The sequence below is a fragment of the Peribacillus sp. NPDC096447 genome (genome assembly GCF_044762725.1).
Lineage (GTDB): Bacteria > Bacillota > Bacilli > Bacillales > DSM-1321 > Peribacillus.
This window is the reverse complement of the sequence record NZ_JBIWEV010000002.1, coordinates 730,519-743,677: the sequence shown is the minus strand read 5'-3', so window position 1 is coordinate 743,677 and position 13,159 is coordinate 730,519. Positions and strand designations below refer to the sequence as shown.

14 protein-coding genes are annotated in these 13,159 nt (G+C 40.5%); 6 read left to right on the top strand and 8 right to left on the bottom strand.

The genetic code is table 11. From position 1 onward, the window contains the following. Nucleotides 1-13: 13 nt before the first annotated feature. Nucleotides 14-1,312 carry an arsenic transporter gene (locus tag ACIQZD_RS10575; protein WP_402901673.1) on the top strand — a complete coding sequence of 433 codons (1,299 nt, stop codon included), beginning with the start codon at nt 14-16 and terminating at the stop codon, nt 1,310-1,312. 32 nt (nt 1,313-1,344) lie between these two features. Next, nucleotides 1,345-1,764 (top strand): arsenate reductase (thioredoxin), encoded by a 420-nt coding sequence (gene arsC / locus ACIQZD_RS10570; RefSeq protein ID WP_063593232.1) that lies wholly within the window; start codon nt 1,345-1,347, stop codon nt 1,762-1,764. A gap of 83 nt (nt 1,765-1,847) precedes the next feature. On the opposite strand, the gene ACIQZD_RS10565 is transcribed toward arsC, so the two are convergent. Then, nucleotides 1,848-2,624 carry a SurA N-terminal domain-containing protein gene (locus ACIQZD_RS10565; RefSeq protein WP_402901669.1) on the bottom strand — a complete coding sequence of 259 codons (777 nt, stop codon included), beginning with the start codon at nt 2,622-2,624 and terminating at the stop codon, nt 1,848-1,850. A 423-nt stretch (nt 2,625-3,047) separates the two neighbouring features. On the opposite strand from ACIQZD_RS10565, the gene ACIQZD_RS10560 reads away from it, so the two are divergent. Together ACIQZD_RS10560 and ACIQZD_RS10555 are read left to right on the top strand one after the other, a co-directional pair. After that, a complete protein-coding gene (locus ACIQZD_RS10560) occupies nt 3,048-3,218 on the top strand; it encodes a hypothetical protein (RefSeq protein WP_402901666.1) in 171 nt (56 codons plus the stop codon). A gap of 300 nt (nt 3,219-3,518) precedes the next feature. Beyond that, entirely contained in the window at nt 3,519-4,070 is a 552-nt protein-coding gene (locus tag ACIQZD_RS10555) for an HD-GYP domain-containing protein (protein ID WP_402901663.1), read from the top strand. 126 nt (nt 4,071-4,196) lie between these two features. Here ACIQZD_RS10555 and ACIQZD_RS10550 read toward each other — a convergent pair whose 3' ends face one another. Genes ACIQZD_RS10550 through ACIQZD_RS10540 form a run of 3 tightly spaced genes read right to left on the bottom strand, consistent with a single transcriptional unit; the run spans nt 4,197 to nt 6,796 of the window. Then, nucleotides 4,197-4,748 (bottom strand): TVP38/TMEM64 family protein, encoded by a 552-nt coding sequence (locus ACIQZD_RS10550; protein ID WP_402901660.1) that lies wholly within the window; start codon nt 4,746-4,748, stop codon nt 4,197-4,199. A gap of 1 nt (nt 4,749) precedes the next feature. Continuing rightward, a complete protein-coding gene (locus tag ACIQZD_RS10545) occupies nt 4,750-5,427 on the bottom strand; it encodes a response regulator transcription factor (RefSeq protein WP_402901657.1) in 678 nt (225 codons plus the stop codon). Next, complete coding sequence (locus ACIQZD_RS10540) at nt 5,405-6,796, bottom strand: HAMP domain-containing sensor histidine kinase (RefSeq protein WP_402901654.1); 1,392 nt, start codon at nt 6,794-6,796, stop codon at nt 5,405-5,407. The genes ACIQZD_RS10545 and ACIQZD_RS10540 overlap by 23 nt, the downstream gene beginning before the upstream one ends. Nucleotides 6,797-7,700: 904 nt before the next feature. Here ACIQZD_RS10540 and chrS point away from each other — a divergent pair. After that, a complete protein-coding gene (gene chrS / locus ACIQZD_RS10535; RefSeq protein ID WP_402901651.1) occupies nt 7,701-8,177 on the top strand; it encodes a chromate efflux transcriptional regulator ChrS in 477 nt (158 codons plus the stop codon). Between the two features lie 35 nt (nt 8,178-8,212). On the opposite strand, the gene chrA is transcribed toward chrS, so the two are convergent. Together chrA and chrB are read right to left on the bottom strand one after the other, a co-directional pair. Beyond that, nucleotides 8,213-8,764 (bottom strand): chromate efflux transporter ChrA, encoded by a 552-nt coding sequence (gene chrA / locus ACIQZD_RS10530; RefSeq protein ID WP_402901648.1) that lies wholly within the window; start codon nt 8,762-8,764, stop codon nt 8,213-8,215. After that, nucleotides 8,764-9,351, bottom strand: coding sequence for a chromate efflux transporter ChrB (gene chrB, locus ACIQZD_RS10525; RefSeq protein ID WP_402901645.1), 588 nt, complete (start codon nt 9,349-9,351; stop codon nt 8,764-8,766). Before chrB ends, chrA begins: the two co-directional genes overlap by 1 nt. 275 nt (nt 9,352-9,626) lie before the next feature. Between chrB and ggt the strand changes: the two genes are divergently transcribed. After that, nucleotides 9,627-11,204, top strand: coding sequence for a gamma-glutamyltransferase (gene ggt, locus ACIQZD_RS10520; RefSeq protein ID WP_402901642.1), 1,578 nt, complete (start codon nt 9,627-9,629; stop codon nt 11,202-11,204). Between the two features lie 175 nt (nt 11,205-11,379). Here the strand turns inward: ggt and ACIQZD_RS10515 are convergent, their stop codons facing one another. Together ACIQZD_RS10515 and ACIQZD_RS10510 are read right to left on the bottom strand one after the other, a co-directional pair. Next, complete coding sequence (locus ACIQZD_RS10515) at nt 11,380-12,252, bottom strand: DMT family transporter (protein ID WP_402901639.1); 873 nt, start codon at nt 12,250-12,252, stop codon at nt 11,380-11,382. Nucleotides 12,253-12,823: 571 nt separating this feature from the next. After that, complete coding sequence (locus ACIQZD_RS10510; RefSeq protein ID WP_101224302.1) at nt 12,824-13,036, bottom strand: hypothetical protein; 213 nt, start codon at nt 13,034-13,036, stop codon at nt 12,824-12,826. Nucleotides 13,037-13,159 lie beyond the last annotated feature (123 nt).

Genomic DNA, 13,159 nt, shown 5'->3' with positions numbered 1-13,159 from the left:
AGGTACTACTTCAGTGGGATCAGTTATTTTGGCAGTTATCATCTTTTTATTAACACTCATTCTCGTCATCTGGCAGCCGAAGGGATTGTCAATCGGATGGTCAGCATGTGGGGGTGCGGTTTTGGCCTTACTTGTTGGAGTGGTGGACTTTACTGATGTCATAGACGTGACATCGATAGTCTGGAACGCAACACTCGCCTTCATCGCGATCATCATCATCTCGCTTATTTTGGACGAGATAGGATTTTTTGAATGGGCAGCACTGCATATGGCGAGAGCCGCCAAGGGAAATGGAGTAAGGATGTTTGTCTATGTAAGTATCCTTGGTGCTCTTGTGGCTGCTTTTTTTGCGAATGACGGAGCCGCCCTTATCCTCACCCCGATCGTATTAGCAATGGTTCGGGCCTTGAAATTTAGTGATAAAATGATTTTCCCTTTTATCATCGCCAGTGGGTTCATTGCCGATACAACCTCACTTCCTTTAGTGGTGAGTAACCTTGTAAATATTGTATCCGCAGACTTTTTCAATATCAGTTTTGCCGAGTTTGCCTCAAGAATGATCGTACCGGACATCTTTGCACTTGTAGCAAGCATCTTGGTTTTATATCTATTTTTCCGTAAAAGCATACCGAAAAATTACGATGTGTCACAGCTTAAAAAACCAGCGGAAGCCATTCAAGACCACAGGATGTTTAGGCTGTCCTGGATCGTATTAGGAATATTGCTTGTTGGTTATTTTACCAGTGAATTCATTGGGGTTCCTGTATCCATCATTGCAGGCATTGTCGCCATCTTCTTCCTCATGATGGCTAGAAGGAGTCCAGCGGTCAACACGAAAACCGTTATCAAAGGCGCACCATGGGCAATCGTCTTTTTCTCAATTGGTATGTATGTAGTGGTTTACAGTCTAAGAAATGTTGGCTTGACGAATGTATTAACGGATTTAATCCAAGTTACCGCCGATCAAGGATTATTTGTAGCAACAATTGGAATGGGATTCATCGCTGCCATTCTGTCATCACTTATGAATAACATGCCAACCGTTATGATTGATGCCCTTGCCATTTCCGACACCCATACAACAGGCGCAATCAGGGAGGCCCTTATTTATGCAAATGTCATCGGTTCGGACTTGGGCCCGAAAATCACTCCTATCGGTTCTTTGGCTACGTTATTGTGGCTGCATGTCCTTTCATTAAAAGGCGTGAAAATCTCATGGGGAACCTATTTTAAAACGGGTATCATCTTAACCATCCCAACATTGTTCATCACATTAGTTGGCTTATATATATGGTTGCAAATCATTCATTAAACACTTACTTACAAACAAAGGAGAGAAGCAGCATGGCTAAAAAAACACTTTACTTCTTATGTACAGGTAACTCTTGCAGAAGCCAAATGGCTGAAGCATGGGGTAAGAAATATCTAGGGGACGAATGGCAAGTGCTAAGTGCAGGAATTGAAGCACATGGCTTGAATCCGAATGCTGTTAAAGCGATGAACGAGGTTGGAATGGATATTACCAATCAAACTTCCGATATCATTGACCCTGACATTTTAAATAATGCCGATTTTGTGGTCACATTATGTGGCGATGCGGCAGACAAATGTCCAATGACGCCACCGCATGTGAGACGTGAACATTGGGGATTTGATGACCCGGCAAAAGCGGAAGGAACAGATGAAGAAAAATGGGCTACCTTCCAACGTGTTCGTGATGAAATAGGAGAAAGAATTGCACGTTTCTCTAAAACGGGTGAATAAATAAAATTGAAAAGCCGTGGGTGTTAATAGGCGACCAAAGACCATAAAGAAAGAGCTGCCAAAATTGGCAGCTCTTTTCATCATTAAATCTTAATATCGACCTTGGCATTTTTCTGAAGTTCTTCCACATGCTTCACAAGCTTTTCTTGTTTCTTTTGCTGCTCTAGTTGTTCCTTGATTTGCGGCTTCATTTCCTCAAGTTTCTGTACCTTCTGTCCGCTTGTTTTAGCTTGCTCTGCAACCTGGTCATAATACTTTTGGATTTCTTCATCAGTTGCTTCTTCCACTTTAATCTCTTTTTCAACGTACTTCGTATATGGGATGTTCTCTGCAATCTGAGCATTCAGAGTTTCCGGATTCAGGCCTGCTTGCTTCATCGCTTCCTTGAATTTCTCTTCACTCTCATATTGCTTTTTGATTTCGGCAAGTTGCTTATCAATTTCGGCCTTGGAAGCTGTGTAGCCCTTTTTATCAGCTGCTTGAAGCAGCAATGTTTGCCCCACTAAAGAGTTGAGCGTTTGCTCTTTAGTTTGTTTGGCTCCCTCCTTGGTTGTCGGGTCTTGTCCGAATTGCTGCATCTGCATTTGTGTGGTGGACAACACGGTATTATATTCCGCACCTAAAATTTTTTCGTCATTGACGATGGCCACCGTTTTCTTTTCATCCACCTTTTGCTTGTCTAGTTTCTTCTGCATTTCTTCCATCTGTTTTTGCTGTTCCTCAGTTGCTTTAGCCGTTTCTTTCTCAGTTGTTTTAGTCTCTTTCTCGTCATTTTTCTTATCAGCTTCATCGTTCGAACCACAAGCCGTCAGAACAACTGCCAATAATCCAATGATGATTGGGTACAATAGTTTCTTCATATTTCAGTCTCCTCTCGTATTCAATGCTAAAAAATCATCTAATGCGCATTATAAAGGAATTTCCCATTAAAACACAATAAATTCATTCTTTTTTCCAGAAAACAGGAAGATAGTATAGGCATCATCTCATTATATAAGTGTAACATTCGCGGAAATGAACCCATTTACCCTTCGACATGCAAAATTCTTAATGGGAATGCGAAGGCTGATACCTGGTGCAGTCAGAAACTTGTAATCAATCTCTTAATCACAAAACGATACTTAGTAACTATTGTATATAAAACTTGTATGGTATTCTATACCTTATCATTCGAATATAGTTCATTTAACCTATCTAATTAAATTATCAAATCATGAACGGAATGAGCCGTGACACTATGAGACAGAATTGGAAAATCCAGCAGGTTATTGGAGGTATAGATTTTGAAAGGGAAATCAAGGCTGCCATGCGAATTGGCAGGGTATTTAAAGTTGGGGGATGACGTCATCATTACGGATCAAGATCATCGCATACTTGATATTAATCCCCATGTTATGAAAGGACGACAGGGTATTCAAGGAACAGTATCATTGGGTTCAAAGCTGGATTCTTGAAGTCAGGGTTAACACCTTTATGTACATACACATCCCTGAAAAATGAGTTAAGGAAGGGGAATCCTTGGTCAGGGGTTTTCACCAATCGAAAGAAATCGGGTGAGATTTGGCATTCCTCGATTACGATTACCCCTATTATCTGGGGGATCAGTGGTATTTTGTAGGGGTTTTCCGTGAACTGGAACAATTGAAGAAGGGATCTACCTTTCGGAAAAGAAAAGGGCAGAGACTCAAAGCGAATTGTAAAAGGTACTCGCCATTTCATGCGAAATCCGTGATCAAGGCATTGAAGCGCATTTATTGAGAGTTCAAAATCTAACCGAGGAGCTAATTATCGTTCATAATCGAAGATGCCAGCTGGAACTATCTAAAAGCTATTTGAATCATATCGTCCATTCAAGTATTCTACATGATATCGGGAAAGCGGAGATTCCTGAGGGGATATTATACAAACCTGGCTCGTTATCTCCTTATGAACGAAAAATCATCGAGATGCATCCGTTAATGGGATCCGATATTTTGAATAAGATTTCAAGGGAAATAAACAATGATGTGATCAGCAGCATGGAAGTGGCTGAAAACATCATCCTCCATCATCATGAAAAATGGGATGGAACTGGATATCCACATCGGTTGAAAGGTAAGGACATCCCATTGGAAGCTAGAATCGTTGCCATTGTGGATGTATTCGATGCATTGACCAGCAGAAGGACGTATAAAGATTCCTGGTCAGTGGAGCGGGCATTATCTTTCATAAACGAACAAAAAGGAAAGTATTTCGATCCATCCATCGTTGTGTCATTCTTTTGCTATTTTAATGAAAAGGCTTCGAAGCCGTTCTCGGCACAGTGATATAAATCAAAGAACTCGTCGAATATATTTTCCCGATATAATGGGGTCATGCCTCATCCGCCTTCTGAATCTGGTAGTAACCCTTGGAGACCAAGGGTTACTGATTCTTGAAAGGGAGGATTTTTACTACATTCCTTTTTTCTTATTTCTATTAAAGTAATAAACGACTGCGATTACCAGAATCAACAGTACCAAAACAATCCTTACATCGTCCGATGCCTTCAATACTTGTGTCACCGAATACGCCTCGACAAGGAGGGCAGGCAGTTTTCCGATGGATGTGGCGAGGAAGAAAATCATCATTCCCGTCTTGCTTAATGCTGCTGTAAGGTTGATCACGCCGGATGGTATAAAAGGAAGGAGCCTAAGCATCAGGATCATCCAAAATGCATGAAACCCTTGTGACTTTTGCAGCTTCATGACCCACCGGTTCTTCATGAACTTGGGTTGGAATGCTTGAAAGCCCTTTCGATATAACCAAAAGCTGACCACTGCACCGGCAATTTCTCCCATGTAAGAAAGGATCAATCCCTTTTCAAATCCAAATACGGTGATATTGGCGGCCGTGATGAATACGCTTGGAATAAAACCTAGCACGCTAATCAATATATTGAATACTAAACTTACAGCAATGGAAAAAGGGCCGCTGGATAGTAATGCCTCAGAAATGAAATTCATATCAACCCACAGAACTCCATTTATACCCGATGCCCCAGACCGTTTTCAAGTGTTGATCTTCTGGAAAACCGGCATGACGCAATTTCTCTCTAATATTTCGAATATGGGAATCGATTGTCCGATCCTCCGTATCCGTTTTAAATCCCCATATGGTCGAAAGCAGGTGGTCTCTGGAATACACTTGATCTGGTGATTTTAAAAACAAGCACAACAGTGAGAACTCTTTTGGTGTCAATGGGATTGTTTTGGTATCATAATGTGCTTCATAAGCGGATTCATTTAATTTTAGCCCCCTAAAGATCACAGTATCATCCTGATTATGCACTCGCCGCGTCACTGCTTCGATTCTGGCAAGTAAAACATCTTCATTAAATGGTTTCGTAATATAATCGTCTGCGCCCTTTTTCAACCCTTTTACCATTTCTTGTGCAGCATCCCGGGCGGTGAGCATGATTATGGGAATGTTGGTAAACGCACGGATCCTTTCACACGTTTCCCACCCATCCATCTCAGGCATCATAACATCAAGAAGGACTATGTCCGCATGTTTATGCGCTAAGAACTGTAAGGCTTCATGTCCAGATTTCATCTTCATGCATGTATATCCGTGAGGTTTAATGTATAGCTCTAATAGATCAAGCATTCTTTGTTCATCATCAACCAGAACTATTGTCTTCATTTGTTATCTCCTTAAATGTGATAGTGAAGCACGTTCCTTGCTCCACGTTGCTTTTTACCGAAATGGTTCCTCCTTGTATCTCCACTAATTGCTTGACGATGGAGAGCCCCAATCCAAATCCACCGGTATCTCTGGCGCGTGATTTCTCGACACGATATAAACGATCAAAGATATGGGGGATATCTTCAGGGGGAATGCCAACCCCTTGATCGATTATGGAGATGGAAATCCTGCCAAGGCATTCAGTGGCTTTGATGGTGGTGACAGTATATTTGTTCGAGTACTTCAGCGCATTATCGAGCAGGTTAAGAATGACTTGCTCAAACCGCGAGGGATCTATATCTATAAATAAATCATCCTTACATTCCAGATTCAATTGAATACTTTCATTTGCAAAAGCCGGCAGCACTTTTTCATGAATGTTTTGCAGGAATGAAGAGAGCTGGACGGTTTCTTTTGATATGGTGAATGTATTTACATCCATTCTAGCCATATTGAATAGTTCGTCCAATAATCTGTTTAATCGTTCGGATTCATCATGGATGATCTCTAAGTATCGTGTTCGTTCGGCAGCATTCAAGTCTTTCCGGCGGGTAATATCAGCGTACCCTTTGATATAAGTTAGCGGCGTGCGCAGTTCATGAGAGATACTTGCCAAAAATTCATTGCGCTCCTTCTTTAAATAGTTCAATTCATTAGCCAAGCTTTGAATGGATTGGGCAAGCTCCCCGAGTTCATCATGAAATCGTACTGGCACAGCCACTGAAAAATTTCCTTTGCTGAGTTTGGTTGTCGCTTCCTTCATCGCAATAAGCGGTCTAGTCAAAGCTTTTGATAGAAAATAAATGGTGATAAGCATGAAGAAAAGGAGCAAAGCAGTCGCAAAAAGGAAATGCTTATTCAATTGTGCGATTAAATCCTCAACATCTCTAGTATCTTTGAACATATAAACATAGCCTTTTTTTTCTTTATCACTGATAAATGGCGTAACGGTGGCAATATATCTTTCATCCTTCCAACTTGATTGGATGACCATACCTTTTCGGGGGAGTTGCGGGATGTTTTTTGCCAAGATTTTTTTCATTCCCCCATTAACCTTTGCGGAAGATATCAGAATGTCTCCTCTTGTGTTCGTAATCACGACATCTGTATCGGTATGGTATTCCATCAGGCCGATATGCTGAAGGGTAGAGTCGGAATACGTGATTTCCAACACATCACGATGACTATTGCCACGGGCCTTCAGTGATTCCAATTCTTGATTGATACGGGAATGGATCACTTTATTATGCAAGTAAATCATCGAAACGGTTTCCATCAAAAAAATGCAAACAAATATAGATAGTCCGAGCTTAAAGGAGATTTTCATGAGCATTCACCCTCTTATGGAATAAAGTCAGTTTAGCGAAAAAGTATGAAGAAAGTATGCAGTATTTTCAATTTCTTCGCATCTCTTAAACAACGATAATCTGAATGATGACCTGTTGCAAGAGAGACAATATTTTTAATGGACCCAAACTGCATTTTTTCAGTCTTGTATATGGTAATGGGGGGATCGGTTTTTCCGTGCAATAACCCTTTAGGAAGAGGTTATTTAAAAAATAGATGATGATCATTCATACTTGAATTTATATAGACTGCTCTTATTTTATTACACCTATAATAAATTGAAACTGCCGTGAAAATGGGCAGTTTTTTTTATTTAGTCTATTCAAAATGTTTTGTATTAAGGAAACATTTTGTCGTAAATGAATACTATGTAAAAAAGGAGCTGATCCATATGAATTGTACAAACCGTACGCAGAAAAAAATAATGGCTTATTCCGCATTATTCAAAAAAATGGGCATTCTCAATGATGAGGAATACAAAAATATCGCAAAAACCTTTCAAACAAAGGATTGAGGAAGTATCCATTGGAAATTCAAAAACTATTATCCTGCATTAAACGGGCTGTAAAACCCCCGCCTTCCAATTTTAGAAGTAGGAGGGGGACTGCAGTCTGGAACTCAAGGGGGTGTCGGAGATACCGTCATTTGTCCGGCCCTGAGTCTATTCGAATTCCATCTTTTTGGCGGCTGCACTCAGCTGGATGAATGCTGTATCTTAAGTTTGAAAAACTACATATATGATGGACATTCATATGCAAATAGAGGTGGAAATTAGGGCTGACCAAAATTTTCTGCCTTTATTAGAAGTGAAAAGGAAGATTGTTGTGATCCGGTGGTGTTCTCTGCGATAATGGAATAAAGAAATCGAAAAGGAGTTACGTAGGATGGCAGAGGACTTTAAGATTCCCAGCTTGAAAGTTGATGAGATCGATAAGAAAATCATATCGGTTTTACATGAAGATGCACGAATTTCGTATACCGACTTAGCGAAGAAAGTGGAGCTTTCCAGAGTTGCGGTTCAGATGAGAATTAATCATCTTGTTGAAAACGGGGTGATCGAGAGGTTTACTGCGGTCATAAATCCAGCAAAGGTCGGCATCCATGTCTCGGCATTCTTTAACGTTGAGGTAGAGCCAAAATATCTGGAATCGGTCGCACAGCAATTAGAAAGTGAACCGGCTGTAACGAGTTTATATCATATGACCGGTCCGAGTAAGCTCCATATGCACGGAATCTTTACTGATAATCAAGAGATGGAACGCTTTCTTAATGAGAAGCTGTATGCGGTAATCGGTGTTGTCAGCGTTGATTGCCAAATTCTCATTAAACGTTATAAAAGCCGGATGGGCATGAAGCTTTAAATGAAAAAATCCCCCAATATAGGTGGATTTTTTTATTATGTGAGCGGGATGATAAAGCCGCCATACGCAAAGGCAAGAATGATTACGAATGCGGGGTGAATCTTGAATTTACCTAAAGCCAAGAATGCCAAACCAGCGATGACGATTGAATGGATGTAGCCGATGGAACCGACGGCATCCGCGGCCATATTCCAGGTGAGCAATAACATCATGATTGCAATCACGGGCTGCACAAGCAGGGACATGCCTTTTACGATAGGCGATTGCTTGTATTTTTTCAGGATTTTTAATAAATATATCAAAGCCACGGCTGAAGGGATGATCGTGCCTGCCAATGCAGCTAGAAATCCTGGCCAGCCATATACATCATATCCGGCATATGCGGCTATTTTCGTGGCGATCGGTCCTGGGAGTGAATTTCCTAACGCAAGCATTTGTGAGAACTCGGTATTATCAAGCCAGCCATAACGGGTGACGATTTGATCATACATTAGCGGAATCGAGGCTGGGCCTCCACCGTAACCAAGAATATTGGCTATGAAAAACGCCAGAAAAACAGCGACTCCAATTGGGATTATAAGACCCATTAAGCGGATTCCTCCTTCCTATCAACCTTTTTATTTTTCAATCTATCCTTTAATTTAAAATGGAACGCCCCATATAAAAGGAAAATCATTATGACGATACCCGGATGCAGGGAAATGACTTGCAGCAGTAAAAAGGAAATCGCAAAAAAGGTGATTCCGAGCACCTTTCCTAAACCTTTTACCGCCTTTTCGCCAAACTCATAAGCCATTTGGCCAAGCATGACGGCAACCACCGGCATGACAGCAGCGATCATATTATTGATCATTGCTGAATTACTTAAAACATTAATGAATGCAATCAAGAAAACCATCGCAAAGCATGAAGGTAAAACGTGAGCGGCCACACTTACGAGGGCTCCCGGCCAGCCTTTTAATTTATAACCAAGATATGCTGCCATCTTCGTGGCAATCGGTCCTGGGAGTGTATTGGCAATCGCCAAAGTGTCCCCGAATTCATCATCGTCGAGCCAGTTATAGCGGGAAACTGCTTCATGGCGGATGAGCGGGATGACAGATGGCCCACCGCCAAAACCTAAAATGCCCGTTCTCATCATCCCAACCGTTAATTCCGTATATGGATTTTTCAAAAGCGATTCCTCCTTTGCGTTTAATATTTAGAGTTCATTTCCATGATTATGAATTAATGATAACAAAAATGATTTCGAAATGTATATAAAATTCAAATGATATTTACGTAATGAATGTATAAATGGTATTTACTAATTAAATAGACTGATGATAATGAAGAAAAACAACTTTTTGTCTTAAAGAAGGATTTCGATTTCCAAAAAAAACCAAACCGGTTATAATACAATTAACATTAATTTTTAGAAAAATCAAATAATTAAGAAGGAGTAGATTTATGAACCAATCGATAATTGGAACGAAAAGTATGGTGGTAACCCCACACTATTTAGCATCGGTGGCAGGGCACAAAATTCTTGAAAAAGGGGGGAATGCTTTTGATGCGGCAGTGGCAGTCAGTGCCTGTTTGGGTGTAGTTTATCCACATATGACCGGACTCGGTGGAGATGCTTTCTGGCTTACATATGAAAAGAAGGACGGGGAAATTCGTGCTTTCAATGGAAGCGGACGCTCCGGTAGCGATGTTAATCGTGATGCATATAGAGGTGAAAAGAAAATCCCTTTTCGCGGGGTAAGAAGCGCAATTACAGTTCCGGGGATGGTAGACAGCTGGGATGAGATATTGAAAGAATGTGGAACACTTACTTTTGCTGAAGTTCTCGAGCCGGCGATTGAGTATGCTGAAGATGGTTTTCCGATTACGAAAAATCAAGTGATGTATACGGAAAAGAACTGGGATTGGCTTTCGACGGAACCGATAACAGCTGAAATATATGCACCGGGTCGGCAAGTTCCGAAGGTAGGTGAACGGTTTGTTCAAAAAGATCTTGCCCGGAGCTTAGCGTTGATTGCTGATCAAGGCCGTGATGTCTTTTATAATGGAGAACTTGCAAAAGCAATCGTATCCTATTTGAAAGGGCAAGGGGGTCTGTTAACCGCATTGGATTTCGCTGATCACCATGGAAAATGGGTAGAACCCATTTCGACTCAGTATCGAAATTATACGATTTATCAGGTTCCGCCAAATTCTCAGGGGTTCGTCGGGCTGATGGCGCTCAATATTCTTGAGAATTTCAACTTTGACAACATTGATCATGGTTCTGCTGAATACTATCATTTATTGGCAGAGGCTCTAAAAGCAGGTTTCCGCGATCGTAACGAAGTCCTTACAGACCCTGAATTCTTTGATATTCCAATAGATAAGTTGCTAGATAAGCAGTATGCAGCGAAGCTAGCATCAGCAATTCAGACAAATGCCGAGAAAGTTACGAGTCCACCAATGGGAAGTGACACGGCCTATGCTGCAGTGGTCGATAAAGATGGAAACTCGGTTTCCTTTATTCAAAGCCTTTATTTTGAGTTTGGATCTGGTGTCACTGCCGGTCAAACAGGGGTCATGTTACAAAATCGAGGATCGTTTTTCTCGCTTGATTCCAATCATGTCAACTCACTCGAACCTAACAAGCGCTCATTCCATACATTGATGCCGGCTATAGCCTGCAAAGATGGAAAACCGAGCATTTTATATGGTACTCAGGGTGGGGAAGGACAGCCGCAAACACAGACTGCTATCATTACCAGGATGATAGATTACGGAATGGACCCACAAGCTGCAATCAATGAACCGCGATTCGTCTGGGGAAGAACCTGGGGTGAAGATAGCGAGTCGTTGAAAATCGAAAGCCGTGTCAAAAAGGAGGCGGTTGATGAACTGAAAGAAAGGGGACATCATGTCGAAGTGGTGGAAGAATTCGATGGGGTGATGGGCCATGCACAAGCAATTCGGATTGATGAGCATAACTTCCTCAAAGGCGGGGTCGATCCGCGTGGGGACGGTGCGGCGGTCTGTTCTTGAAGGTTTCTCCTTCTTAATAAGACAAAAGGGAATAATGAAAAAAATTACAAACAAAAAAACTTTTTCCCAATCTCCCTTTTTAACACAAAAAGAACCCTATAGGCAGCCTTTTTTAAAGAGACCGCTCTATAGGGTACATTTTAATATATAACACTAATAAACTTTTTAATGTGGGTTATTCTTCCCGAATGACTAATAACACACCGATAAAAATTAATATTGTACCGATCCAAAAAGACAAGCCGATTTGTTCACCTAGTATTAACCAACCTAAAAAAGTACCGACTATAGGCTGTAAAAAGAAAAATAATCCACCACTTGAAGCGGTAAGCATTTGCAGTCCGCGATTCCACAGTAAAAAGGCACATGCAGTGGAAATAACGCCCAAGTATAATAGGCCGCCCCATATGGATGGATGCATGATTGCTTGGAAATCAAGCTCATCCAATCGACTGATCGTAACAGGTGTTAAAAAGACAATTGCCACAAGCACTGCATAGGTCGTTATAACAATTTGTGAATATTGCCCAGGGACCCGTTTAATTAGAACAGACATGAGTGCCCAAGTTAAGGCAGCAATAAGCAGTGATAGGCCCCCAAGTTGGTGAGATGAGCCAATATGGGCATTCCCGACAATGATACCGACTCCGATTGTCGCTAAAATTACAGAAATCGATTTCTTGATAGTGATCTTTTCTTTTAAAACGATACGTGCAAATATCACCATAAATGCAGGTGTTGTGGAAGTAATGATAGCTCCCATTTGTGCAGTGGATAGCAGTGTACCGACTTCCTGGGTTACGATGGAAATTGTGTTTCCAACAAGTCCTATAATGAAAACCAAAAGCCAGTCTCGTTTTTCAATCCGCCAAGATTGTTTTGTTATAAAACCAATTGTCAGCAAAGCAAAAATCGCAATTACATATCGTAATAATACTAATTCAAGTGGCGGAACAACTTCTACCACAACTTTTACCACAACATACATCCCGCCCCAAATGCTAGCAGCGAGTGATAAATATAAAGAACCTAATATAGTGTTTTTCATTTTGTACCCTCCGTTTTAACTAAACATTTCCAGTCCTTAACGGAGATGCAATTTTTCTGCCGTTAAGGAAGAATAACTGCAGGTACATCATTTTCGAATAGTGGTGACCACATCATCAGCTTTCAGCTCACTTTCAAAAAATATTTATTTTCAATGATTAGCTATTCCGAGCTGCTACTGATCATTCGTTTCAAACATCAGTAAGTTATAAAATATACTCATTTAAATATACAAGATTTTAGATTGATAAAACAACAAATAATAGTTTTAAAGCTAGCGTACCATTAAGATTATCCGTCAATCAAGATAGTATACTAAAACTTGAAACACATGAAAAAACCCCACCTGATCCTATTAACAACTGGTGGGGATTCTATTTGGGATAAAAAGAGGGGTTTAAAGGGAAGGGAAGCAAATGGTACAGTAATAATGCTGGTCAAATGGTCGGTAGCTAATAATGTAAGTGATAAAGCTGGAAAGAAAAGGTGGATTAGGATTAAAGAGCTCCCTTAAAGAGTTTAATCCTAATCCACCGTTAAGTTAAATTTGGTGCATGACCTTTCCGGAAGCATCACAATCCGTTATATTTTCTTTCAATTTTCCTGAACTCGTCTGATAGTTCAAATAGGGTGTGTAATACGGCTGTTTGAATATATAGATTCATATAATTATCATTGCTCTTCTTTTGAAAAGATAAATCATGTTTTTCATTAATTTTCCGAGTTATACATGCATTAATTTCGCTCCACATTTCTTTCGTTCCTTCTTTAATTTTAGTCTCCATAATCTCCCACTCCTTTTTTATTAGTTTATCCACTCTATTACATTCTTATACTTATTTTTTGGGCAATCTGGTAACTTTTTTATCTTAAAATTAATGTCTACAGTTTTTTGGGTATCCTTCTGT

Excerpts from the sequence above, each read along its gene's own strand:
- arsC (WP_063593232.1), top strand. The coding sequence starts at position 1,345 with ATGGCTAAAAAAACACTTTACTTCTTATGTACAGGTAACTCTTGCAGA.
- ACIQZD_RS10565 (WP_402901669.1), bottom strand. The coding sequence starts at position 2,624 with ATGAAGAAACTATTGTACCCAATCATCATTGGATTATTGGCAGTTGTT.
- ACIQZD_RS10550 (WP_402901660.1), bottom strand. The coding sequence starts at position 4,748 with ATGAATTTCATTTCTGAGGCATTACTATCCAGCGGCCCTTTTTCCATT.
- ACIQZD_RS10545 (WP_402901657.1), bottom strand. The coding sequence starts at position 5,427 with ATGAAGACAATAGTTCTGGTTGATGATGAACAAAGAATGCTTGATCTA.
- ACIQZD_RS10540 (WP_402901654.1), bottom strand. The coding sequence starts at position 6,796 with ATGAAAATCTCCTTTAAGCTCGGACTATCTATATTTGTTTGCATTTTT.
- chrS (WP_402901651.1), top strand. The coding sequence starts at position 7,701 with ATGGCAGAGGACTTTAAGATTCCCAGCTTGAAAGTTGATGAGATCGAT.
- chrA (WP_402901648.1), bottom strand. The coding sequence starts at position 8,764 with ATGGGTCTTATAATCCCAATTGGAGTCGCTGTTTTTCTGGCGTTTTTC.
- ggt (WP_402901642.1), top strand. The coding sequence starts at position 9,627 with ATGAACCAATCGATAATTGGAACGAAAAGTATGGTGGTAACCCCACAC.
- ACIQZD_RS10515 (WP_402901639.1), bottom strand. The coding sequence starts at position 12,252 with ATGAAAAACACTATATTAGGTTCTTTATATTTATCACTCGCTGCTAGC.
- ACIQZD_RS10510 (WP_101224302.1), bottom strand. The coding sequence starts at position 13,036 with ATGGAGACTAAAATTAAAGAAGGAACGAAAGAAATGTGGAGCGAAATT.